The organism is Streptomyces sp. cg35 (assembly GCF_050410835.1).
Classification (GTDB): domain Bacteria; phylum Actinomycetota; class Actinomycetes; order Streptomycetales; family Streptomycetaceae; genus Streptomyces.
In genome coordinates this window covers 4,200,149-4,222,755 of the sequence record NZ_CP191268.1, presented here as the reverse complement: position 1 = coordinate 4,222,755, position 22,607 = coordinate 4,200,149, and the positions used below count along the sequence as shown (strand labels likewise).

Genomic DNA, 22,607 nt, shown 5'->3' with positions numbered 1-22,607 from the left:
AGTTCGCATGGCCCGCAACCCGTCCCGTCATCGCCTGACGGACGTGCTCATCATCGGCTTCTCGCTCGCGGTCGGTGCCTCGATCGGCGTGCAGCTCTACTGGCAGCACGTGACGTGGGGGCTGATCGTCCCGTGTGTGCTCGCGGCCGCGTCGTCGTCGCTGTGGCTGCTGTCGAAGGTGGCCGAAGCCTTCGAGTCCACGGTGCACCGCTGCACGGCCCCTGGCTGCACCTTCCGCGTCCGCGTGCAGAACGTAGACGCCGCGGAGAACCGCCGTTGGCAGGAAGTCGCTGCCGCGCACCCCACCCACGACCACTCCTGAACAGCGCATCCCCACAGGCCGCAGTGCCCCAACGCCACTCTCTGACCAGCGCGTTGGGGCACTGCTTCTCACTCCGGAAGGAGTGCACTCAGCATGACCGACATCAGTACGGAAGCGGTAGTGGCCCCCGCCACCACCGACACCCCGTCCACCCCGGCCCCTGCACAGGCTGTGGACAGGATCGACGAGAAGACCCCGCAGGTTGAGGACGCGCCGGGCGGTTGGCCGGTCGCCCCGCTGGCCCTCACGGGCGCCAACGCGACCGTGTCCACGATCGCCGCTGCCGGGCTCGCCGGCGGGCCGATCGCCGCGGCGGTCGCCGCTACCGGCATGGCCGTGCTGGGCACGGTCGCTTCCTACTGCAGCCACAACCCGCGCCCGAAGCAGGCTGCCCGCCGGGCTGCGGCCCGTACCGCGGCCCGCCAGAACGCCGCCCGCAACCGCTCCGGCGCCCTCAACACCGCCGGGCGCACGTACGGTTCGGGCGGGAAGGGTGCAGTCGGCGGCGGGGGCAAGGTGCCCGGCCAGAAGCACCGCAAGACCGGCACCGGCGCCGGTACGGGCAAGTCGGGGTCGGGCAAGCACCGCTCTCCGGGCGCTGTGAGCAAGTCCGCCGGTGCCAAGTCCAACCGCAGCGGAGGGCTTGCTGCGAAGGCGGGGCAGGTCAAGGCGCTGAGGAAGGTGAACAAGCAGGCAGGCGCCTCGCGAGCACAGAAGCGTCAGCAGACGACCGGCGCCCGCCGGGCGGTCGCCGACGCCCGCCGCAACACCCCCAAGCCCACCCGGACGAACAAGCCGAACAAGCCGCAGACCGGGGCCGGAAAGAAGGGCGTGTCGGCGACGCGGGCGCGCTCGGGTGGTCTGGCCGGGCGGATGCTCGGCGGCGCCGCGCGCAAGGCCCGCACAGCGCGGGATGCGGCGATCGCCAAGCAGCGTGCCCGCCGGGATGCCGCCGCCGCCCGCAAGGTGGCCGGCGGCCGCTCCACCGTCCGTAAAGCGCCCGCCCGGCAGGCCGCACGGAAGGCCCTGCGCCGCTCCGCGGCCCGCTTCCACGGGCGGCGCGCGCTGGCGGCCCTGCTCGCGCTTCCCCTCGGTCTGCTCGGGCTGCTCACCAGCCCACTGGGCCGGAAGCTGGGGCTTCCCTGGCTCGTGCACCCCGGGCGGCGCCTGTACCGGCGCCTGACCGCCGTGGCGCGTGAGCAGCGCGGCGAGCGCGACGCCGAGATCCGCGCACAGCAGGCCGCCGCCGAGGACGCCGCCGACCAACAGGCCGCCGAGGACAGCACCAACGAGATCAGCGACCAGATCGAGCGGCCCGCGGGGCCGGTCGCGAACAGCACCGACAGCACCACACCCACGAGTGAGGGAGAGATCGTGTCTGGTTTCAAGTTCGAGGAGTACGCGGCCGAGATGGAGCAGGCCGCCCAGTCCTACGACCCCGAGGACGCCATGGAGATCCTCGCCATGGTCGAGTCCCTGCCTGCCGCCCTGACCAGCGTGGCGAACGTGATGAAGATCCTCGCCGAGCGCGCCGACTCCGAGTTCCCGCTGGAGAAGGAGGTCGCGGACGGCTTCAACGACATCTTCGGCGCCCTCAACAGCGCGGTCGCGGTCGCCGAGGACATGGGCCCGCTGTTCCGTCAGGCCCACGAGCACGACATCGCCCGCCACGAGGACCCCCGCAACGGCCCGGAAGCCGAGAAGGGCTGGAACGTCTGACATGAGTGCCACCACTGCCGCGAACAAGCGCAAGCAGGCGGACAGTGGCCCGGTGCTGGACTGGAGCGCCGGTCACGGACCCGTGACCGGCCCCCTGTCCGCAACCACCGGCGCCCTCGCCATCGCCACCACCGGCGCCGCCACCGGCATGCCCCCCATGTGGGCCATGGCCGTGGGCGGCGCCGGCGCCCTCGGTCACACCGTGGCCGGACTCAAGGTCCGCAACGCCGGCCGCACCCTCGCCTTCAAGGCCGCCTCCTGGCTGGTCGGCGCCGGATGGACCACCTGGGCCATGGCGTCCGGCCCCCTGTCGTGGGCCGCCCTCGGCTCCCTCGCCACCATCGGCGTGGGGATGGGCGCCGGCGCCCGCTCCGTCGCCCTGTACGAGGAAGCCCGCGAGGAAGAGGCGCTCGCGTCCGAACGGCGGCTCGTGGCGCAGGAGTTGAGCGCCGAGCGCCGTGCGATCGCTGCGGAGTGGGTGGAACGGATCGCCCGGATCTGCACCATCACCGTGAAGGTCAAGGGTGTGCAGATGTGGGAGACCGGCAACGGCTACACCCTCGACATCGAACCCCAGGGCGGCACCACTTACGACCGGATCGCGCAGCACTCCGCGGCCCTGTCCGCCGACGCCAAGCTGCCGCACGGCTGCACCGCCGCCGTAGGCCCCGGCGTCCACCAGGGCCGGGCGATCGTGGACGTCACCACCCGCAACGTCCTCTCCGAAGCCCGCGCCTACCCCGAGGACTACAGCCCGCTGTCCGTCCTGTCCGGCATCCCTTGGGGGTTCCGCACGAACGGCGATGACGTGCTGGCCTACCTGCGCGAGCAGTGCGCCCTCGTCGTCGGGCCGACCGGCTCCGGCAAGACCAACATGCTGCACACGATCCTCGCCGGGTTCGCCCGCTCCGAAGACGTCCTGACCTGGGTCATTGACCTCAACGCCGGATCGGCCGGCCTGCCCTGGGTCCGCCCTGCACTCGGCGGCGAGCTCAAGCAGGGCGACGGCACCCCGGTGCGGCCCGGCGTGGACTGGCTCGCCGGAACGTATGAGGAGGCGTTGAAGCTGCTCGATGCGGCGATCGCGATCGGTCTGGCCCGCAAGCGGGGCTATCAGGACCTGATGGCCAAGCACGACACCGACCTGCTCCCGGTCAGCGCGAAGATTCCCCAGATCATGCTCGTCATCGACGAGGGCGCCGAGATCCTGGTGTCCACCGACCGGCAGATGAAGGAACTCGCCAAGCGCATCTACGAGTTCATCCGAATGCACCGCTCCATGGGCGGGCGGACCGTCATCACCGCCCTCGGCGCCACCGGCAGCGTGCTCGGCAACCTCCTCATCCGCCGCGAAGCGAAAGTCCGCGTCGCCCTCACCGGCGGCGAGACCGAGGGCATGGACCTGTCGAAGATGTTCCCGGGCCGCCGCGGGCTGCGCGTGGACCAAGCCCCGTTCAAGGGCGCCGGGTTCATGGGCACCCCTGAGTCACCGGGGGCGCTGTTCAAGGCGTGGCGGATCAAGCCGTCCCAGATCCGCGACATCACCGTCGCCACCTCCGACCGACACCCGCGCCTGGACGACGTGTCCGCCAAGGCCGCCGGGCCCGACTACGCGCGGCGCTGGGACGCCGAGCGCACCGCATGGATGCGCGACCTCACCCCCGAGACACCTGGCACCGAAGAGGCAGCCGACCGGTCGGCGGGCGGGTTGAACCTGTCCGCGTACCGTGCGGAGCGCACTCGGGAGGCGGGCGGCGAGGACGAACTACTGCGGAAGTTCCGCGAAGAGATCGACGCACAGTTCGCCACCGCCCCCGACCCCGACGCCCCGCCCCGCGCGTCGGGACTGAACCTCTCGGCGCTGCGGGGTGAGGTCGAGCAGGACAGTCCCGCGCAGCGGGCCGCGCTCGCCGCGCTGCTCGCCGCCGGCCGCGAGGGCACCGGAGCCTCCGCGATCGCCCGCGCGCTCGCCGAGCCGTTCGGCACGACCCGGCAGACCGTCGTCGGCTGGCTCAAGACATGGGCCGAGGACGGCACCGCGGTACGGGTCGGGGAGGGCACCAAGGCCCGCTACGTCCACCGCGACCACGCCCCCAACCCGCCCGCGAGCGAGTAGCGCTTGTCGCTTGTCGCCCGCCCCGCACCAACACCCCGCAGGGGGTTGTCGTGAGGGTCGAAAACGGGCTCTGGCCTGCAAGGCGACAAGCGACAAGACAAGCAAGGCGACAAGACAAGCGACAAGCCGCACGACAAGACAGACGACAAGCCATCGGCGGGCAGAACCCCGGACTCGGGTACTGCCCGCCGGCCGTTCCCGGGAGGCCCGTTCGTGATCGTGACCCTGTCCGCCGTGTTCCTCTTCGGGCTCCTGACGGTCGTGCTCCTGCACGGCCGCTACGTCGGCCCGCTCACCGCGATCGCGGTGTTCCTCTTCGGCTTCTTCGTCGCCGACACCGGCGCTGCCCACCTCGTACGCGACGTCCTCACCGCGGTTGCCGACGCCGCCCGCAACCTCTCCTAACCCGCCCGGAGGCCCTCATGACCGACTACGAGCAGACCGCGCCGAAGTGGTCGCCGCGGATGAGCGACGCCGAAGCCAACGCCGAAGCCCGCCGCATCATCGACGACATCTACCGCCCCGCCCACCCGGTGCGCCAGATGCCCACTTCCTTCCGCGACGACACCCCGCCGCCCACCATCGGCGACGCCGAGCCCGTCCACCAGGACGATCGCCGGATCGTGCCCGCATGGGCCGCCGGAACCGCGGTCGCCTCCCTCGGCATCGGCGCCGGCACCACCGGCGTCGGCTGCGGCATCTGGCTCGTCCTGAAGGGATTCGCCTCCATGACCGTCACCGGCGTCGTCTGCATGGGCGTGCTCTTCTCCGGCGCCGCATTCTTCGCGCTGTCCATCGGCGCCGCCTTCTCCCGCGCCCGCCGCTCCGTCTCCAAGCACGTCTACACCGGGCCCGTCACCAAGAACACCCACGTGACCACCCACACCCGCGGGGCTTTCTCCCGCTCCTCCAACACCTTCCACGGCTGAACAAGGAGGCCCACGTGACCACCACCGACCCTGTGCAGCTCGTACGGGACGCTGCGGAATCGGTCCGCGTCTTCAATCACCGCACCTTCCCGGGCGGTGACCGGCCCGGCCTGGTCTCCGCCCCCGAGGCGTACCGCGTCCTCGGCGCGCTCACCACGCTCATCGAGCGCCTCCCGCAGTCCTTCGAGCAGATCGAGCAGGCCCTCAACGCGCATCACCGGCGCGGTCACGTCAGCGCCGACCACGGCACGCCCGCGCAGCACATCGCGGCTGCGGGGGCCGCGCTCACGCAGGCCGAGGACCATGCCCGCGATCTGGCCGCCGCGCTCAATCGCGCCTGGTCGGCCACGAACCCGCTCGGGCACACCGGACCGCTCCGCAACCACACCGCCGACGACGCGTAGGAGGCCCGCATGCTTCGTCTGCGGATCGAGCGCACCACGTGGCCGCGGCCGGCGCTCGTCATGACCGACACGCCCCGTACCAACTGCCCCGACTGTCAGGGCGCGGGCGGGCACAACCGCGACTACGGCGACCACAGCGGCGAGTACGCGGGCACCGACTGGGACCCGTGCCCCTGCTGGGACGAGACGCGTCGCTGGATCGTGCTCCCCCTGCCCCGCCGCCCTCGGCGCCCCTCGGGCCCCGACGCGGACCCGTGGGCGCCGAACAGCAGCAACGAACCGCCCTTCTAACCCACCGACCAGGGAGATTTCATGTCGTTCGGAGAGACCCCGATCACCGTGATCGGCAACCTGACCGCCGACCCCGAGTTGAAGTTCACCGAGGGCGGCTCCGCGCTCGCCAAGTTCACCATTGCTGCGACCCCGCGTGTCTTCGACCGCGAGTCGAACCAGTGGAAGGACGGGCAGGCCACGTTCTTCCGCTGCGCTGCCTGGCGTCAACTCGCCGAGCACGCCGCGGACTCGCTGACCAAGGGCGCCCGCGTCGTCGCGCACGGCCGGATCCGGCAGCACGACTGGAAGACCGACCAGGGCGAGAACCGCTCGATGCTCGTCATGGAGGTCGACGAGATCGGCGCGAGCGTCCGGTTCACCACCGTGACCATCAACGCCAAACGGCCCGCGCAGAACGCCCCCGCCGACAACAGCGCGTGGAACACCGACGCGTCGGGCGGCAAGCCGGAGAGCGACGAACCCCCGTTCTAGCTGCGCCAAGGGCGGCCCCCTCGTCTCGCCAAAGTCGCGGGGCCGCCCTTGCCAGCCAGTACCCAACCAGGAACTGGAGACCTTCAGCATGACTCAACCTGCCCGCATTCCGCGAGCACGCACCTGGGAGCGCTCGCTCCGGGTGCTGGATGCCTACGGCTGCATCGGGGGCGCCGCTCGCGGCTACCAGATGCTCGGCTGGCACGTGACCGGGGTCGACATCGCCCCGCAGCCGGACTACTGCGGTGACGTCTTCCACCAGGGCGACGCCATCGACTTCATCCACGCCCACGGCGCTGAGTTCGACTTCATCCACGCCTCCCCGCCCTGCCAGGGAGAGGGCGCCCCCACCAAGGGCACCAACGCCGCCCGGAACCGGGCGATCGGCCGCACGCACCCGCGCCTCATCGCCCCCACACGCGCCGCCCTGGAGGCGACCGGACGCCCGTACGTGATGGAGAACGTGGCCGGCTCCGAGGTCCGCAAGGACATCCGGCTGTGCGGCGAACAGTTCGGGCTCGGCGTGCTCATGCACCGCTACTTCGAACTCGGCGGCTGGACCACAGCTCAACCCCAGCACCCTGCCCACCGGGGACGAGTGCGCGGATGGCGACACGGTCGCTTCTACGACGGACCGTACGTGGCCGCGTACGGCAAGGGCGGCGGCAAGGCCACCGTGGAGGAGATCCGCGCGGCCAAGGGCATCGACTGGTCGACCGACCACTTCCGTCTGCGCGAGGCACTCCCGCCCGCGTACACGCAGTGGATCGGCCGCGCCTTCCTCACCGACTGGCTCACCGTGGGACTGGGGGCGGTGGCATGACCAGCCTCGCCCTGCTCGCCGCCGCCTTGGAACCCGTCTCCCGCGGCTGGCATGTGTTCCCGCTGCGTCCTGGCGACAAGCGGCCCGCCGGCCACGCCGAACGGCTCTGCCCCGGCACCGGCCGCTGCGCCGGCGGGCACCTCAAGCCCGAGCAGCGTGCCACCCTTGACCGGGACTTGGTCGTGTCGGCGTGGACGACGCAGCCGTACAACATCGGGGTCGCGACCGGCCCGTCCGGGCTGCTCGTCGTCGACCTCGACCTGCCCAAGAGCGAAGAGCAAGAAGGAGCGCCTGACGGCGCCACTTCGTTGCAAGCGCTCTGCGAGCGCGCCCGACAGACGCTCCCGTCCACCTACCAGGTGCGGACCCCGAGCGGGGGCCGCCACCTGTACTTCACCCAACCCGCCGGGATGCGGCTGCACTCGACTGCGGGCCGGTTGGGGCCCCGGATCGACACCCGCGGTTGGGGTGGCTACGTCGTCGCCCCCGGTAGCACCACACCCCGCGGCGCCTACACCGTCACCAACGATCGGCCCCCGGCCGCACTGCCGGACTGGCTGTGCGACACGCTGACCGCCCGGCCGCGCCCCCAGAGCGCCGAGTACGCCATGGCGAACTCCATGAAGTGCCGCAGCGGGTACTCCGCGGCCGCACTGCGCGCCGAGGTACGCAACGTGGCCACCGCCCCCGACGGCACCCGCAACGCCGTTCTGCTGCGGGCCGCGCGGGCGTTGGGGCGGCTGGTCGCATCCGGCGACCTCCCCCGCGAGGAGGTCGAGGAGGCTCTTAGTAGGGCGGTGGCGGGCAACGCGACCGAGCCGCAGCGCTACTACGACGACGTGATTGCCCGTGGGCTGGACTGGTCGATCGCCCACAACCCGCAGCGGAGGACGGCCGCATGACCCCTCCCGATCCCTCTAAGAGCCATCAGACCACCGCGATCGGCGCCCACGTCGCCGACAAGGCGCAGGACACGGCATCGGCTTTGCGGCCGAAGGGCGACGCCGAAGGCGTCCTTTCATCTCTTCCCTTCACCGTCCTCGCCGAGCAGGAAGCCAGCACGTCGCCCGGATACGCGCCGGTTGCGTGGCTGACCATCCGCACCCCGTTCCGCCGGCCCCCGACCGCGACGTCGACCTGCGCCTGCGGACGCGATCTCAGCGCCCGCGGCCAGGCCGACGTGCTCGCGCTCATCGCCGGTCACGAGTACCACCGCACCGTGTGCCCACGGCTCACCCACACCGAAGGGAGGAACGCCGCATGACCAGCAACAATCCCCCCACCGAGGCGCCGATCGATGGCGCCGCGCTGCTCGACGAGGTCGAAGCGTTCCACCGGCGCTTCAACATCTTCCCCACCGAACATGCCTACGTCGCAGTGACCTTGTGGGACGCGCACGCGCACCTCATGGACGCGCTCGACGGCACCGCCCGCCTCGCCTTCCTCTCCCCGGAACCCGGGTCGGGCAAGTCCCGCGCCCTGGAGATCGTGGAAACCCTCACCCCGCGCGCAGCGACCACTGTCAACGCGTCCGCGAACGCGCTGTTCCGGCTGGTCGCGGCCGACGGGGGAACGCCGACGATCCTCTTCGACGAGATCGACACCGTCTTCGGGCCCAAGGCCGGCGGGAACGAGGAGGTCCGTGGGTTCCTCAACTCCGGCTACCGGCGCGGCGCCAAGTCCCTGCGCTGCGTCGGCGACGGCTCGAACCAGAGCACCGAATGGTTCTCCTCATTCTGCGCGGTCGCCATGGCCGGACTCGGCTCGCTCCCCGACACGATCCTGACCCGCTCGGTCATCATCCGGATGCGAAAGAAGGCACCCAACGAGAAGTGCGAGCCCTACCGGCGCCGCGTCCACGAGAAGCAAGGCCACGCCCTGCGTGACCGGCTCGCCGACTGGACCGCCACCATTCACGACCGCGTCGCCGAAGCGTGGCCGGAGATGCCCGAGGGCGTCACCGACCGGCCGGCCGACGTGTGGGAACCGCTCCTCGCGGTCGCCGACGCGGCCGGCGGTGAGTGGCCCGAGCGGGCCCGCGCCGCGTGCATCGCACTCATCAAGGCCGCGTCCGAGGGCAACGAAGCCTCCCAGGGCGTACGGCTGCTGACCGACCTGCGCGACAAGGTGTTCTGCGGCGCCGACCGGATGCCGACCGCCGCGATCCTCGAAGTGCTCCTACAGCTCGACGACGCCCCGTGGGCCGACATGAGCGACGACGGGCAGTCCAGCAAGCCCCTCACGGCGCGCGCTCTGTCCAAGCTCCTGAGCCAGTACGTACGCCCCGACAACAGCCCGATCCGGCCCCGCGGGATCCGGGTCGGAAGCGGCACCCCGAAGGGCTACTACGCGGAAGACCTCAGCGACGCCTGGGCCCGCTACTGCCCCCCTGCCCCCGGAGAATCCGCAACAGCCGACACATCCGCAACATCGCAGGTCACAGGGGGCGAATCTGTGGCGGAAGGCCGTTCCGAGAGCCGCCACATGTTCGCGGAAACCGACACGCGCCCCCTGCGCAGCGTCGGCTGACCAGCCCACCTGTCGTAGATCCGCCGCGCGACCGCGCGGCGGATCTATCCGCAACAGAAACGGCATCCGCCACAAACGCAAGTCGCTGACCAGCAATGTTGCGGCGTGGCGGATGTTGCGGATTCCCAGGAAGGCCCCGGGCACCACCCCTGTCGTGGAGGCACTCACCATGAGCACCGTTGCTGAACCTGTCGAGCAGATGCTTTACCGGCCGGAAGAGGCCGCCATCGTCCTCCGGATCGGTCGTTCGATGGTTTACGAGGAGATGCGTCTGGGACGGCTTCAGACCGTTCGCATCGGCCGCCGCCGGCTCGTGCCGCCGGAGTACATCGCTCAGTACGTCGAACTCCTCAAGCGCGAAGCGCAAACCGCCGCCTGACTAACCGCCACCACCACCATTCCGCGGGCCGTGCCTTCCGAGGTGCGGCCCGCGCTCTTGCCCCGAAAGGCGAACCAAAAATGACAGACCCCGACCTTCCGAAGCGTGCCCGCAGAGCAGGGCACGGAGAGGACACGATCTATTGGGATGCGGCGAAGAACCGCTACGTCGGTGCGGTGTCTCTCGGGTACGCCCCGAACGGCAAGCGCCGACGCCCCAAGGTCTACGGAAAGACCAAGACCGAGGTGCGCCAGAAGATCCGTGACCTCAAGAAGGAAGTGCAGTCGGGCGTGAAGGCGCCGGCCAACTACACCGTGACCGACGCGGTGAACGACTGGCTCGAACGCGGACTTAAGGGGCGCGACGAGAAGGGCACCATCGGCAAGAACCGGTCGATGGCGAACAAGCACTTGATCCCGCTCATCGGCAAGGCCAAGTTGAAGGACCTCAGCGCGGACGACGTTGATGACTGGCTGGACGACCGCGCCGACCATCTCGCGACCCGCAGTCTCCGCGACCTGCTCGCCGTCCTGCGCCGCTCCATCGCCCACGCTCAGCGCAGGGACAAGGCAGCGCGGAATGTGGCCCTGCTCGTCACGGCGCCAGAAGGGAGGCCCGGACGCCCGAGCAAGGCCCTGAACCTGGAGCAGGCGCAGGCCGTGCTTCTCGCCGCTCGTCCGTCGCGGCTGTACGCCTATCTCGTGCTTTCGCTCCTGAGCGGCGTACGCACCGAAGAGGCGCGCCCCCTTACCTGGGATCACGTCTACCTGGAGACCGCGGACGGGGTTCCGCCCCACGTCGCCGTATGGCGCTCTGTGCGCAAGCACGGCGAGACCAAGACCAGGAAGAGCCGCCGCACCATCGCCCTGCCCAAGCAGGTGGTCGACGTACTCGAAGAGCACATGCAATGGCAGAAGAAGGAACGCGCTTCCAAAGGGAAGGAGTGGACGACGACGGGCCGCGTCTTCACGACCCGGACCGGTGAACCGCTCGACGCGGCGAACGTCCGGCGCGACTTCAAGGCCATCGTGAAGAAGGCGGGGCTTGCGCCGGAGTGGACGCCGCGGGAGCTGCGGCACAGCTTCGTCTCGCTGCTCTCGGATCACGGCATCCCGTTGGAGCGCATTGCTCAGCTCGTCGGGCACACCAGTCAGGCGACGACGGAGGCGGTCTACCGGAAGCAGCTCCGCCCGGTCATCACACAGGGGGCGGAAGCCATGGACGAGATCTTTGCTCAGCGAGAGCCGGGGGCCCCGGTCGATGAGGGAGGGGAGACCCTACCCGAGGGCTGATCCAAATCCTTTGGCCCCCTGTTTGGCCCCCCGAGCATGACAGAGGGCCTATCGCGATCACGCGATAGGCCCTCTGACCAGCGTCGGGGTGGCGGGATTTGAACCCACGACCTCTTCGTCCCGAACGAAGCGCGCTGCCAAGCTGCGCTACACCCCGATGTCGTTGCTCCGCTTCCCGCAGTCCTGCAGGTCGCGGCGACATCGATTACTTTAGCGGACCGGCGGCCTGAGACGAAATCCGGTTTTCGGGGCCGCGCATCCAGGGCCTGATCCGGTCGATCGCGACGAGGGCCAGGGCCAGGACGTAGAAGGCCAGGCCGAAGATCACGGCGTTGCCGAGGACACCGAGGTAGCCGTGGTCGTCGACGTCCAGGAACGGGTACGGGTAGCGGGCCGGCGTGCCCGGCGTCATGATCGCGCCACGGGCCAGGGCGAAGGCGAAGTAGGCCAGGGGATAGGCCAGCCAGATCGCGGCGTGGCGCGGACGCAGGGTGCCGGGGCGGGTGAGCAGGAGCCAGTCCAGGACGGCGCCGATGGGCGTGACCGTGTGCAGGAGCTGGTTGGAGAGCTGACGGGCCCCGGTCATCACGTGGTCCGGGTCGTCCGTCATGGAGAAACCGCTGGAGTCGTTGGCCAGGATGACGTGGTAGACGAGGCCGGTGATGCAGATGAAGAGCAGGACGCCGCCCGTGACCAGGGGAGGCAGGGGCGGGCGGGCGCTCCAGGCGCGCAGCGCGGAGAGGGCGAGAACGATCGCGACCAGGATGTTGGACTGGATCGTGAAGTAGCTCAGGACGCGCAGGGCGCTGTCGCTGATCGACAGGTCGATGACGATGCCCGTCGCCGCCGCCAGCGCCACCAGGGCACGGAAGACGGCGGCCACGGGACGGCGGTGCTGCGGAACGACTGCCTCCGCCGGTACGGAGGCGGCACTCGGCGTGATCATCCACCCACGGTAGGGCCCGCCTCGCGGTGGGGCGAGCGAGGGGAGCTACCGGGCCGGCGCCGCCGGGGTCAGGGTCAGGAGCGAGGCCTCCGGCGGGCAGGCGAAGCGGACCGGGGTGTAACGGTTGGTGCCGCAGCCGGCCGAGACGTGGAGGTAGGAGGTGTTGCCCTCGGCCTCGTGCGTCGACAGGCCCTTCACGCGGTCCGTGTCCAGGTCGCAGTTGGTGACGAGGGCGCCGTAGAAGGGGATGCAGAGCTGGCCGCCGTGGGTGTGCCCGGCGAGGATCAGCGGATAGCCGTCGGCGGTGAAGGCGTCGAGGGAGCGCAGGTACGGGGCGTGCACGACGCCGAGCGAGAAGTCGGGCCCGGACAGCGGTCCGCCCGCCACCTCCGCGTACCGGTCGCGCTTGATGTGCGGGTCGTCCAGGCCGGTCAGGCCGATCTCGACGCCGGCGACCTTCAGCACGCCCCGGGTGTTCGTGAGGTTCAGCCAGCCCGCCTCGTCGAAGCCGTCGCGCAGGCCCTGCCACGGGTTGTGGATCGCGCCGACGACGGGCGGGTTGCCGTTCAGCCCGTGCGCGCCCCGGACCTTCTCGGCCAAGTAGCGGGCGGGGTTACGGGGCTTGGGCCCGTAGTAGTCGTTCGAGCCGAAGACGTACGCGCCCGGGAACTCCATCAGTGGGCCGAGCGCGTCCAGGACCTCCGGCACGCCCTCGGGGTCCGAGAGGTTGTCGCCCGTGTTGATGACGAAGTCGGGGCGCAGGCCGGCCAGCGAGCGCAGCCAGCGCTGCTTCTTGCGCTGCCCGCCGACCATGTGGATGTCGGAGACCTGGAGGATGCGCAGCGGGCGCATGCCCTGCGGCAGGACCGGGACCGTCACCCGGCGAAGACGGAAGGAACGGGCCTCGAAGCCCGCCGCGTAGGCCACTCCGGCGGCGCCCACCGCCGCGATACCGGCCGTCACTTTCAGGGAGGTCTTCAGCGACGTCTTCAGGGGGGCTTCGTATTGCGCGCGCATGAGGCCCATCGTGTCAGACCGGCCGGGCCCCGGAAATCGGCGGGCGCCGCCGCCCTCGCACCTGCGACAATCGAGGCATGACCACGCTCAAGTCGAAGCTGCAGGACGACCTCAACGCCGCGATCAAGGAGCGCGATGAGCTGCGCTCCTCGACGCTCCGGCTGACCCTCTCCGCGATCACGAACCAGGAGGTCGCGGGCAAGGAGAAGCGCGAGCTCTCCGACGACGAGGTGCAGAAGGTGATCGCCAAGGAGGCGAAGAAGCGCCGCGAGGCGGCCGACGCGTTCGAGAAGGGCGGCCGTGCCGAGTCCGCCGCCCGCGAGCTGGCGGAGGGCGAGATCCTCGCCGTGTACCTGCCGCAGCCGCTGAGCGACGCCGAGTTGGAGCAGATCGTCGCCCAGGCGGTCGAGGAGGCCAAGGCGGCCGGGGCCGAGGGCCCGCGCGCCATGGGCCAGGTCATGAAGATCGCGAACCCGAAGATCGCGGGCCGCGCCGAGGGTGGCCGCGTCGCCGCGACGGTGAAGCGCCTGCTGGCCGGCTGACCGCGGAGCGGACCATGTGAGAGGGGCGCCCCCACCTGGTGGGGGCGCCCCTCTCACATGCCGGGCCGGTGGCGGGGCTCAGCGGCCCCAGCCGCCGCCGTTCCCGTTGCCGCCGTTCCCGTTGTTCCCGCCGAGCAGGTCCGGCGGGATGGAGATGCCGGGCAGCGGACCGTCGTCGCCGTTGCCGCCGTCGTCCCCGGGCTTGCCGTCGTCGCGGCCCTTGTCCCGGCCCTTGTCCCGGTCCTTGTCCTTGTTCTTGTCCGGGTCCGGGATGTCGACGAGGTTGAAGCCCGGCGCGGGCTTGCCGGACAGGGCGCCGGTCATGGCGCTCCGCCAGATCGGGCCGGGCGTGTCGGCACCGTAGACCTTGTCGTGGAACCGGCCGCCGATCGGGATGTTCACCATCTCGACGTTCTGCTGCGGGCTGCCGACCCAGACGGCACCGGACAGGTTCGGCGTGTAGCCGACGAACCAGGCGTTCTTGCGCAGGTCCGTGGTACCCGTCTTACCGGCGTTGGCCCGGTCCTGGAGACCGGCCGTCTTGCCGGTACCGGAGTCGGTCACGCCGCTGAGCAGCGTGTTGATCTTGTCCGCGGTCTCCGTCGACATGGCGCGCGAGCACTTCGTCTTCGGCACGCCGAGCGACTTGCCGTCGGCGGTGCGGATCGACTCGATGGCGATCGGCGTGCAGTACGTGCCCTCGTTGGCGAACGCGGCGTAGGCGGAGGCCATCGTCAGCGGCGACAGACCCGTCGAGCCGAGGGTCATCGACGACGGCACCTCGGGCACCTTCGTGCCGTTGCCCTGGACCACGCCGAGCTTGTCGGTCATCTGGACGACCGGGCACATGCCGGTGTCGGCGAGCATCTGCACGAAGTACGTGTTGATGGACTTCTCCATCGCCTCCTTGAGGCGATAGGGGCCGACCTCCGACTCGTTCTCGTTCTCCACCGTGTAGCCGCCGTCGTTCACCCACGGCTTGCCGCTGCACGTCTGGACCTGCTTCGGGTACGGCATGTCGTACGGCGCCGGGTACTGCTGCGTCGCCGGCTTGCCGCTCTCCAGGGCCGCCGACGCCAGGAACGGCTTGAACGTCGAACCCGTCGGGAAGCCGTAGTTGGAGCCGCCGTAGGCCGCGTCGACCGAGTAGTTGTACTCCGTCTCGTTCTTGCTGTAGCCGTACGGCTTCGACTGGCCCATGCCGAGGATCTTGCCGGTGCCGGGCTCGACGAGCGTGACCGCCGTCGCGACCTTGTCCGACTTGTAGACGTTCTCCTGGATGGAGGCCTGCACCGAGTCCTGCGACTGCGGGTCGAGCGTGGTCTTCACCGTCAGGCCGCCGCGGTTCCACACCTTGGCGCGGTCTTCCTTCGTCTTGCCGAAGACCGGGTCGCTGAGGAAGACCCGCCGGACGTAGTCGCAGAAGAACGCCGAGCCCTTGACCGCCGTGATGCAGCCGTTCTGCGGCTTGCTGACCTTGAGACCGAGCGGCGTCTCCTTCGCCTTCTCGGCCTCGGCCCGCGAGATGTCGTGCACCTCGGCCATGCGCTGGAGCACCACGTTGCGCCGCTTCTTCGCCTCGGCCTCGTCGTTGACGGGGTCGTAGCGGCTCGGCGACTGCACGATGCCGGCGAGCAGCGCGGACTCCTGCACGTTCAGGTCCTTGGCGTGCTTGGAGAAGTAGCGCTGGGCGGCGGCCTCGACGCCGTACGCCTGCTGGCCGAAGTACGTGATGTTCAGGTAGTTGGCGAGGATCTTCTTCTTGCCCAGCTCGTCCTCGACCTGGATCGCGTACTTGAGCTCGCGGACCTTGCGGCCGATCGTCTGCTGGGTGGCCTGCGCGACCTTGGTCGGGTCGTCGCCGGCCTCCTCGATGAAGACGTTCTTCACGTACTGCTGCGTGAGCGTGGAGGCGCCCTGGGAGACGCCGCCGTCGCGCGCGTTGGCGTTGATGGCGCGCAGGATGCCCTTCGCGTCGACGGCCCCGTGCTCGTAGAAGCGCGAGTCCTCGATGGCGACGAGCGCCTTCTGCATGTACGGGGAGATCTCGTCGAGCGGGACCACGGTGCGGTCGCGCGAGTAGACGGTCGCGAGCTTGCCGCCCTGGTTGTCCAGGATCGTGGTGCGCTGACTCAGCGGCGGTGTCTTCAAGTTGGCCGGAATCTCGTCGAAGCCCTCGACGGATCCCTTGGCCGCGAGGCCGAGCGCGCCCGCGGCGGGCAGCGCGATTCCGGCGAGGACGGCTCCGGCGAGCACGCTGACACCGAGGAACTTGGCGGCCTGCTGAGCCGGCGACAGTCCGCCGCCGCTCCCGGCCGAGCGCTTCTTTCCCATGCAGGGCAGCCTACGTTCTGATTCTCCGGACAGCCGTATATGCCTTGGCCTAAGCTGCACTCAACTGTCACAGCAGTGCGGTCTCGTATCAAGACGTGGGACGAACCCGAATCGTTCCCGACGTCCCTTGTAGTCATTCCCGTCCTCTCCTGCGGGGCTTCCGCAGAGGGGCTGGAGAGCGCCCGAAACCGCCTCGTGTGTCACTCGGTGTCCGTTGTGACGCAAGTGAACTGTCCTGGTTTGCCGGGGTTATTACGCATGTCCCTCGGTCACTCCGTCGGGTGATCTGCCGCTTACGCATAGTCCGTTCGGACCATTCAAGATTGGGCCCGAAGGGGGTGTTGCGCTGTGCCCACCTTCCGTAACGTCCTCAACTGGCGGCGGTGAATATGCCGCTGCCGCCGTGGGGGAGCCTCGATTCGGGAGAGGACGGCGCCGGTATGGGCTGGGTAGTCGACTGGAGTGCGCAGGCCGCCTGCCGCACTACCGATCCGGATGAACTGTTCGTTCAAGGAGCAGCGCAGAACCGGGCGAAGGCGGTGTGCACGGGATGCCCCGTGCGGACCGAGTGCCTCGCCGATGCGCTGGACAACCGCGTCGAGTTCGGCGTGTGGGGTGGCATGACGGAGCGGGAGCGCCGCGCACTGCTGCGCAGGCGTCCGACCGTCACTTCATGGCGCCATCTCCTCGAGACGGCGCGGACGGAGTACGAGCGTGGCGCGGGCCTGCTGCCCGCGGAACTCGAGGACGACGAGACGTACGAGAGGTACGCGGCCGTCGGCTAGCGCCGGACGGCACGCGTCACTCGCCGATCCACGTACGGCTCACGCAGCTCCGGCCGGAGTGCCACCGGCCGCGAGCCGTTCTCCGATGTCCCTGAGGCCTGCCAGGTCGTGCACGTCACCGGGCAGCGCCGCGACCTCGGTCACGGCGACCTCGGGGTGCAGCGCGGTGAAGCGGTCTCGGGTGCGCTGTTCGCGGGCGACCACGTGCATGCGCTCGGCGTGCAGCCGCAGCAGTCCTGCGGTCAGTTGCTGTGCGGTGTGCTCGGACGGTGTCTCCGCTGCGGCGGGGGAGCCGGACGCGGGAGCGGCCTCGGGAGTGGTACGCAGCTGTTCCTTCCCGTCCGCCTGATCCACAATGCCGCGCTCGTCAAGATTTTCTGCGGCGGCCAGCGCGCGCTCGGCGGACAGCCGGTCGGCGCCGCTGCCGTGCACCCGGTTGAGCACCAGACCGGCGAGCGGCATCCGCTCGGCGGCCAGCCGTTCCACGAAGTACGCGGCCTCGCGCAGCGCGTCCCGCTCCGGCGCGGCGACCACGAGGAACGCGGTGCCGGGTGCCTGGAGAAGCTTGTACGTGGCGTCGGCGCGGGTGCGGAAGCCGCCGAACATGGTGTCCATCGCGGCGACGAACGTCTGCACGTCGCGCAGGAGTTGACCGCCGAGCAGCTTGCCGAGCGCGCCGGTCATCATCGACATCCCGACGTTCAGGAACTTCATGCCCGCGCGCCCGCCGACCTTCGCCGGCGCCATCAGGACCCGGATCAGTTTCCCGTCGAGGAAGGAGCCGAGGCGCTTGGGGGCGTCCAGGAAGTCGAGCGCGGAGCGCGAGGGGGGAGTGTCGACCACGATCAGGTCCCACTCGTCGCGGGAGCGCAGCTGCCCCAGCTTCTCCATCGCCATGTACTCCTGCGTGCCCGCGAAGCCCGCCGAGAGCGACTGGTAGAAGGGGTTGGAGAGGATCGCCTTCGCGCGCTCCCCGTCCGCGTGCGCCTCGACGATCTCGTCGAAGGTGCGCTTCATGTCGAGCATCATCGCGTGCAGCTCGCCGCCCTCGGCCGCTCCGGTGGAGGCGATGCCCTTCACCCGCCGCGGAGTGTTGTCGAGCGAGTCGATGCCCATGGACTGGGCGAGGCGGCGGGCAGGGTCGATGGTGAGCACGACGACCTTGCGCCCGCGCTCGGCGGCGCGCAGCCCGAGGGCCGCGGCGGTCGTGGTCTTGCCGACGCCGCCACTGCCGCAGCACACCACGATGCGGGTGTCCGGGTCGTCGAGCAGCGGGTCGATGTCGAGCGTGCCCTCAGGATCCAGCGTCATCGAAGCGGTCCCCTAAATCCCTTGCTGTCGCAGTTCCTCGGCGAGCCGGTACAGGCCCGCGAGGTCCAACCCCTCGGTGAGCAGCGGCAGTTCGTGCAGCGGCAGCCCCGCCTCGGCGAGCAGCTCGCGCTGCGCCCGCTCCAGGGCGTACCGCTCCGCGTACTCCTCGGCCTGCGCGAGCAGCGGTCCCACGAGCTTCTTCGCGCCGCCGAGCCCGGCCGCCGTCAGCGCCTCGGTGACCGCGGGGCGCACCGACGTGTCGCGGCTCAGTGCCAGGGCGGGTTCCCCGAGGAGCGCGGGCCGCACCATGTTCACCATGATCCGTCCCACCGGAAGCTGGGCGGCGCGCAGCTCGGCGACCCCGTCGAGGGTCTCCTGCACCGGCATCTCCTCCAGCAGGGTCACCAGGTGCACCGCGGTCTCGCGGGACTTGAGGACCCGCATGACGGCCTGTGCCTGGTTGTGTATCGGGCCGATCTTGGCGAGCCCGGCGACCTCGTCGTTCACGTTGAGGAAGCGCGTGATGCGGCCCGTCGGGGGCGCGTCCATCACCACGTAGTCGTACGTGTAGACGCCCTGCTTGTCCTTGCGGCGCACCGCCTCGCACGCCTTGCCCGTCAGGAGTACGTCCCTGAGGCCCGGCGCGATGGTGGTGGCGAAGTCGATCGCGCCCAGTTTCTTCAGGGCGCGGCCCGCGCCGCCCAGCTTGTAGAACATCTGGAGGTAGTCGAGCAGCGCCAGCTCGGGGTCGATGGCGAGCGCGTACACCTCCCCGCCGCCGGGTGCGACGGCGATCTTCCGCTCCTCGTACGGGAGCGCTTCCGTCTCGAAGAGCTGCGCGATGCCTTGGCGCCCCTCCACCTCCACTAGGAGCGTGCGCTTTCCCTCGGTCGCGAGGGCGAGCGCGAGTGCGGCGGCGACCGTGGTCTTTCCGGTACCGCCCTTGCCGCTGACGACCTGGAGCCTGCTCACGTATTCGAGCCTAACCAGTGAGTGCCCCGATCACGCAGCAGCCTCCGGAACGTCCCACCCCGATACGGCGGCTACAGTCGGCCCCATGGCTAAGAAGTGGGAATACGCGACCGTGCCGCTCCTCGTGCACGCGACGAAGCAGATCCTCGACACCTGGGGCGAGGACGGCTGGGAGCTGGTGCAGGTCGTACCGGGGCCGAACAACCCCGAGCAGCTGGTGGCGTACCTGAAGCGCGAGAAGCAGGCATGAGCGGGAACGTCGAGGCGCGGCTGGCCGAGCTCGGTCTGACGCTGCCGCCCGTCGTCCCGCCGGTGGCGGCGTACCAGCCGGCCGTGCAGTCCGGCGTGTACGTGTACACGGCCGGGCAGCTGCCCATGGTCGACGGCAAGCTGCCGCTGACCGGCAAGGTCGGCGACGAGGTCACCGCGGAGCAGGCCAAGGAGCTGGCCCGCACCTGCGCGCTGAACGCGCTGGCCGCGGTCAAGTCCGTCGCCGGTGACCTGGACCGGATCGCGCGCGTCGTGAAGGTCGTCGGGTTCGTCGCCTCCGCCACCGACTTCACCGGGCAGCCCGGCGTCATCAACGGCGCGAGCGAGCTGCTCGGCGAGGTCCTCGGCGACAAGGGCGTGCACGCCCGCAGCGCCGTCGGCGTCGCGGTCCTGCCGCTGGACGCGCCGGTCGAGGTCGAGTTCCAGGTGGAGCTCACCGAGGCGTGAGGCCGTGAACGGCCCGACAAGGCCGTGTTTCCGGTGACGGGTGGGCCCTCGAACATCCGCCCGTCACCGGATAGCCTCCGGCCATGGCAAACGGGCAGTGGTATCCCCCCGAGTGGCCGGACCGCATCCGCGCCCTCGCCGCCGGCACCCTGGTGCCCGCGACGCCCCGGCGCGCCGCGACCGTGATGCTCCTCAAGGACGCCGACGGCGTCGAGGTGCACATGCTGCGGCGGCGCGCGTCCATGGCCTTCGCCGCCGGCGCGTACGCGTATCCCGGCGGTGGCGTCGACCCCCGTGACGACGACCGGCAGGTCCGCTGGGCCGGGCCGTCGCGCCAGGAGTGGGCCGCGCGCCTCGGCGTACCCGACGAGGACGCGCAGGCCATCGTCTGCGCGGCGGTGCGCGAGACCTTCGAGGAGGCGGGCGTGCTGCTCGCCGGGCCCACCCCGGACACCGTGGTCGACGACACGACGGGCGCCGACTGGGCCGCCGACCGGCAGGCGCTGATCGCCCGGGACCTGTCGTTCGCCGAGTTCCTGGACCGGCGCGGCCTCGTGCTCCGCTCCGATCTGCTCGGCGCCTGGGCGCGCTGGATCACCCCCGAGTTCGAACCGCGCCGCTACGACACCTGGTTCTTCGTGGCCGCGCTCCCCGCGGGGCAGCGCACCAGCGACGACTCCACGGAGGCCGACCGCACCGTGTGGATCCGCCCGGAGCGGGCCACGGCGGCGTACGACCAGGGCGAGTTGTCGATGATGCCGCCCACGATCGCGACGCTGCGGACCCTCACGGCGTACGACTCGGTGGACGGCGCGCTGGCCGGTTCGGCGGCGTGCGACCTCACCCCCGTGCTGGCCCGGGCACGCCTGGAGGACGGTGAGCTGGTGCTGTCCTGGCCCGGCCACGACGAGTTCACCAAACACATCCCGACCGCTCCGAGCAGGGGGAACAGCTGATGACCGAGGCCGCCGCCCTGCCCGGGCAGCCGCGCGGCGGGGTGCTGTCCGGCCCCGCCACCGCCCGCGCCGTCAACGTGCTGGCGCCCAACGCGTCCGCGATGACCCTCGACGGCACCAACACCTGGATCGTCGCCGAGCCCGACAGCGACCTCGCCGTCGTCATCGACCCGGGCCCGCTGGACGACGCCCATCTGACGCAGGTCATCGCCACCGCCGAGAAGGCGGGCAAGCGGATCGCCCTCACGCTCCTCACGCACGGGCACCCCGACCATGCCGAGGGCGCGGGCCGGTTCGCCGAGCTGACCGGCACGAAGGTGCGGGCGCTCGACCCGGCGCTGCGGCTCGGCGACGAGGGGCTCGCGGCCGGTGACGTCGTCACGACCGGCGGTCTGGAGCTGCGGGTCGTCCCGACGCCCGGCCACACCGCCGACTCCCTGTGCTTCCATCTCCCCGCCGATCAGGCCGTGTTGACCGGCGACACGATCCTCGGGCGCGGCACCACCGTGGTCGCCCACCCGGACGGCCGCCTCGGCGACTACCTCGACTCGCTGCGCCGCCTCAGGTCCCTGACCGTCGACGACGGGGTGCACACGGTGCTGCCCGGCCACGGCCCGGTCCTGGAGGACGCCCAGGGCGCGGTCGAGTTCTACCTCGCGCACCGCGCCCACCGTCTCGCCCAGGTCGAGACCGCCGTCGAGAACGGCTACGCGTCGGCGCCCGACGTCGTCACGCACGTGTACGCCGACGTGGACCGCTCCCTGTGGCCGGCCGCCGAGCTGTCCGTCCGGGCCCAGCTCGACTACCTGCGCGAACACGGCCTGATCTAGGGCCGGACCGCCCCTAGGAGTCCGCCCCGGGCCAGGTGACGCCCATGGCGGCCAGCCGCGGCGGGTCGGCGATGATGTCGACGCCGATGACCAGGCCGTCCCGGAAGGTGAGGGCGAGCACCGTGACGACCTGGCCGCGCGGCACCTGCACGATGCCCATCCCGTCGCCCACGAACGCCGGGTACGCGGTCGGCACCAGCTGCCCGAACATCGTCGCCTGACCGGCCACCTCCAGGGCGCCGCGGACCAGCTTGGACGCCGTGCCGGGCCCCGCGTCCACCCGCAGCAGCACCTCGGGGTCGAGGAGCGCGAGCAGCGCCTCGAAGTCCCCGGCGCGGGTCGCGGCGAGCCAGGCGTCGACCACCTCGCGCTGCCGGGCCAGATCGGTCGCGGGCGGCACGGTGGCGCCCTGCACCCGGCGCCGGGCCCGGCTCGCCAGCTGCCGGGTCGCCGCCGGGGTCCGCTCGACGACCGGCGCGAGCTCCTCGAAGGGGACCGCGAACATGTCGTGCAGCACGAACGCCAGCCGCTCCGCGGGCGCCAGCGTGTCCAGCACGACGAGCAGCGCCAGGCCCACGGAGTCCGCGAGTTCGGCCTCCTGACCGGGGTCGGCCGGCCGGATCACCAGATCGGGAACACGGGTCTCGGCCGTGCCCGCGTCGAGGGGGTCCTCCCGGCGTGCCGCGCGCGTACGCAGCATGTCCAGGCAGATCCGCCCGACGACGGTGGTCAGCCAGCCGCTCAGGTTCCGTACGTCGTCGCTGTCCGCGCGCTGCAGCCGCAGCCAGCTCTCCTGCACGGCGTCCTCCGCCTCGGTGAGCGAACCGAGCATGCGGTACGCCACGGACCGCAGCCGGCCGCGCTCCGCCTCGAAGCGGGTGGCCAGCTCGGACTCGGACCGGGACTGTGTCATGCCGGG

26 protein-coding genes and 1 tRNA gene are annotated in these 22,607 nt (G+C 70.8%); 20 read left to right on the top strand and 7 right to left on the bottom strand.

Annotated features, from left to right (window positions below):
- Positions 1–7 precede the first annotated feature (7 nt).
- From ACQUQD_RS19105 to ACQUQD_RS19040, 14 genes are all read left to right on the top strand, one after another.
- Positions 8–322, top strand: a complete 315-nt coding sequence (locus ACQUQD_RS19105) for a hypothetical protein (RefSeq protein ID WP_428953316.1) — start codon at positions 8–10, stop codon at positions 320–322.
- A 93-nt stretch (positions 323–415) separates the two neighbouring features.
- On the top strand, positions 416–2,041 hold the full coding sequence (locus ACQUQD_RS19100; protein WP_428953315.1) for a hypothetical protein: 1,626 nt from the start codon (positions 416–418) through the stop codon (positions 2,039–2,041).
- A gap of 1 nt (position 2,042) precedes the next feature.
- Positions 2,043–4,157: a hypothetical protein gene (locus ACQUQD_RS19095; RefSeq protein ID WP_428953314.1), complete on the top strand. Its 2,115-nt coding sequence runs from the start codon at positions 2,043–2,045 to the stop codon at positions 4,155–4,157.
- Between the two features lie 213 nt (positions 4,158–4,370).
- Positions 4,371–4,562 carry a hypothetical protein gene (locus tag ACQUQD_RS19090; RefSeq protein ID WP_428953313.1) on the top strand — a complete coding sequence of 64 codons (192 nt, stop codon included), beginning with the start codon at positions 4,371–4,373 and terminating at the stop codon, positions 4,560–4,562.
- 17 nt (positions 4,563–4,579) lie between these two features.
- Positions 4,580–5,086, top strand: coding sequence for a hypothetical protein (locus ACQUQD_RS19085; protein WP_428953312.1), 507 nt, complete (start codon positions 4,580–4,582; stop codon positions 5,084–5,086).
- A 14-nt stretch (positions 5,087–5,100) separates the two neighbouring features.
- Positions 5,101–5,490 carry a hypothetical protein gene (locus tag ACQUQD_RS19080; RefSeq protein ID WP_428953311.1) on the top strand — a complete coding sequence of 130 codons (390 nt, stop codon included), beginning with the start codon at positions 5,101–5,103 and terminating at the stop codon, positions 5,488–5,490.
- Positions 5,491–5,499: 9 nt separating this feature from the next.
- On the top strand, positions 5,500–5,781 hold the full coding sequence (locus tag ACQUQD_RS19075; RefSeq protein WP_428953310.1) for a hypothetical protein: 282 nt from the start codon (positions 5,500–5,502) through the stop codon (positions 5,779–5,781).
- 21 nt (positions 5,782–5,802) lie between these two features.
- The gene (ssb, locus tag ACQUQD_RS19070) at positions 5,803–6,255 is read left to right on the top strand and encodes a single-stranded DNA-binding protein (RefSeq protein WP_428953309.1); all 453 of its coding nucleotides are present in this window, start codon (positions 5,803–5,805) and stop codon (positions 6,253–6,255) included.
- Positions 6,256–6,343: 88 nt separating this feature from the next.
- On the top strand, positions 6,344–7,078 hold the full coding sequence (locus ACQUQD_RS19065; protein WP_428953308.1) for a DNA methylase: 735 nt from the start codon (positions 6,344–6,346) through the stop codon (positions 7,076–7,078).
- Entirely contained in the window at positions 7,075–7,980 is a 906-nt protein-coding gene (locus ACQUQD_RS19060; RefSeq protein ID WP_428953307.1) for a bifunctional DNA primase/polymerase, read from the top strand. Before ACQUQD_RS19065 ends, ACQUQD_RS19060 begins: the two co-directional genes overlap by 4 nt.
- Entirely contained in the window at positions 7,977–8,342 is a 366-nt protein-coding gene (locus ACQUQD_RS19055) for a hypothetical protein (RefSeq protein WP_428953306.1), read from the top strand. The genes ACQUQD_RS19060 and ACQUQD_RS19055 overlap by 4 nt, the downstream gene beginning before the upstream one ends.
- Entirely contained in the window at positions 8,339–9,607 is a 1,269-nt protein-coding gene (locus ACQUQD_RS19050; protein ID WP_428953305.1) for a DUF3631 domain-containing protein, read from the top strand. Before ACQUQD_RS19055 ends, ACQUQD_RS19050 begins: the two co-directional genes overlap by 4 nt.
- A gap of 169 nt (positions 9,608–9,776) precedes the next feature.
- Positions 9,777–9,986 carry a helix-turn-helix domain-containing protein gene (locus ACQUQD_RS19045; RefSeq protein ID WP_428953304.1) on the top strand — a complete coding sequence of 70 codons (210 nt, stop codon included), beginning with the start codon at positions 9,777–9,779 and terminating at the stop codon, positions 9,984–9,986.
- Between the two features lie 80 nt (positions 9,987–10,066).
- A complete protein-coding gene (locus ACQUQD_RS19040; protein ID WP_428953303.1) occupies positions 10,067–11,278 on the top strand; it encodes a site-specific integrase in 1,212 nt (403 codons plus the stop codon).
- 83 nt (positions 11,279–11,361) lie between these two features.
- Here ACQUQD_RS19040 and ACQUQD_RS19035 read toward each other — a convergent pair.
- The 3 genes from ACQUQD_RS19035 to ACQUQD_RS19025 form a co-directional block, all read right to left on the bottom strand.
- Positions 11,362–11,435 (bottom strand) — tRNA-Pro (locus tag ACQUQD_RS19035).
- Positions 11,436–11,483: 48 nt separating this feature from the next.
- Positions 11,484–12,224, bottom strand: coding sequence for a Pr6Pr family membrane protein (locus ACQUQD_RS19030; RefSeq protein WP_428953302.1), 741 nt, complete (start codon positions 12,222–12,224; stop codon positions 11,484–11,486).
- 45 nt (positions 12,225–12,269) lie between these two features.
- Positions 12,270–13,241 carry a metallophosphoesterase gene (locus ACQUQD_RS19025; protein ID WP_428953301.1) on the bottom strand — a complete coding sequence of 324 codons (972 nt, stop codon included), beginning with the start codon at positions 13,239–13,241 and terminating at the stop codon, positions 12,270–12,272.
- Between the two features lie 77 nt (positions 13,242–13,318).
- On the opposite strand from ACQUQD_RS19025, the gene ACQUQD_RS19020 reads away from it, so the two are divergent.
- Positions 13,319–13,783, top strand: a complete 465-nt coding sequence (locus ACQUQD_RS19020; protein WP_404220116.1) for a GatB/YqeY domain-containing protein — start codon at positions 13,319–13,321, stop codon at positions 13,781–13,783.
- A 78-nt stretch (positions 13,784–13,861) separates the two neighbouring features.
- Here ACQUQD_RS19020 and ACQUQD_RS19015 read toward each other — a convergent pair whose 3' ends face one another.
- Positions 13,862–16,117 (bottom strand): transglycosylase domain-containing protein, encoded by a 2,256-nt coding sequence (locus tag ACQUQD_RS19015; RefSeq protein WP_428953300.1) that lies wholly within the window; start codon positions 16,115–16,117, stop codon positions 13,862–13,864.
- A 440-nt stretch (positions 16,118–16,557) separates the two neighbouring features.
- On the opposite strand from ACQUQD_RS19015, the gene ACQUQD_RS19010 reads away from it, so the two are divergent.
- Positions 16,558–16,902: a WhiB family transcriptional regulator gene (locus ACQUQD_RS19010; protein ID WP_365564675.1), complete on the top strand. Its 345-nt coding sequence runs from the start codon at positions 16,558–16,560 to the stop codon at positions 16,900–16,902.
- 39 nt (positions 16,903–16,941) lie between these two features.
- On the opposite strand, the gene ACQUQD_RS19005 is transcribed toward ACQUQD_RS19010, so the two are convergent.
- On the bottom strand, positions 16,942–18,213 hold the full coding sequence (locus ACQUQD_RS19005) for an ArsA family ATPase (RefSeq protein ID WP_428953299.1): 1,272 nt from the start codon (positions 18,211–18,213) through the stop codon (positions 16,942–16,944).
- Positions 18,214–18,225: 12 nt separating this feature from the next.
- Positions 18,226–19,185 carry an ArsA family ATPase gene (locus tag ACQUQD_RS19000; RefSeq protein WP_428953298.1) on the bottom strand — a complete coding sequence of 320 codons (960 nt, stop codon included), beginning with the start codon at positions 19,183–19,185 and terminating at the stop codon, positions 18,226–18,228.
- A gap of 85 nt (positions 19,186–19,270) precedes the next feature.
- Here ACQUQD_RS19000 and ACQUQD_RS18995 point away from each other — a divergent pair, with 85 nt between their 5' ends.
- The 4 genes from ACQUQD_RS18995 (at position 19,271) to ACQUQD_RS18980 (ending at position 21,688) form a co-directional block, all read left to right on the top strand.
- Complete coding sequence (locus ACQUQD_RS18995; RefSeq protein WP_073494871.1) at positions 19,271–19,435, top strand: DUF4177 domain-containing protein; 165 nt, start codon at positions 19,271–19,273, stop codon at positions 19,433–19,435.
- The gene (locus ACQUQD_RS18990; RefSeq protein ID WP_428953297.1) at positions 19,432–19,902 is read left to right on the top strand and encodes a RidA family protein; all 471 of its coding nucleotides are present in this window, start codon (positions 19,432–19,434) and stop codon (positions 19,900–19,902) included. The genes ACQUQD_RS18995 and ACQUQD_RS18990 overlap by 4 nt, the downstream gene beginning before the upstream one ends.
- An 83-nt stretch (positions 19,903–19,985) precedes the next feature.
- Positions 19,986–20,858: an NUDIX hydrolase gene (locus ACQUQD_RS18985; RefSeq protein WP_428953296.1), complete on the top strand. Its 873-nt coding sequence runs from the start codon at positions 19,986–19,988 to the stop codon at positions 20,856–20,858.
- Positions 20,858–21,688, top strand: a complete 831-nt coding sequence (locus ACQUQD_RS18980) for an MBL fold metallo-hydrolase (RefSeq protein WP_428953295.1) — start codon at positions 20,858–20,860, stop codon at positions 21,686–21,688. The genes ACQUQD_RS18985 and ACQUQD_RS18980 overlap by 1 nt, the downstream gene beginning before the upstream one ends.
- Before the next feature lie 13 nt (positions 21,689–21,701).
- On the opposite strand, the gene ACQUQD_RS18975 is transcribed toward ACQUQD_RS18980, so the two are convergent.
- Positions 21,702–22,601, bottom strand: coding sequence for a sigma-70 family RNA polymerase sigma factor (locus ACQUQD_RS18975; protein WP_428953294.1), 900 nt, complete (start codon positions 22,599–22,601; stop codon positions 21,702–21,704).
- Positions 22,602–22,607: the final 6 nt, after the last annotated feature.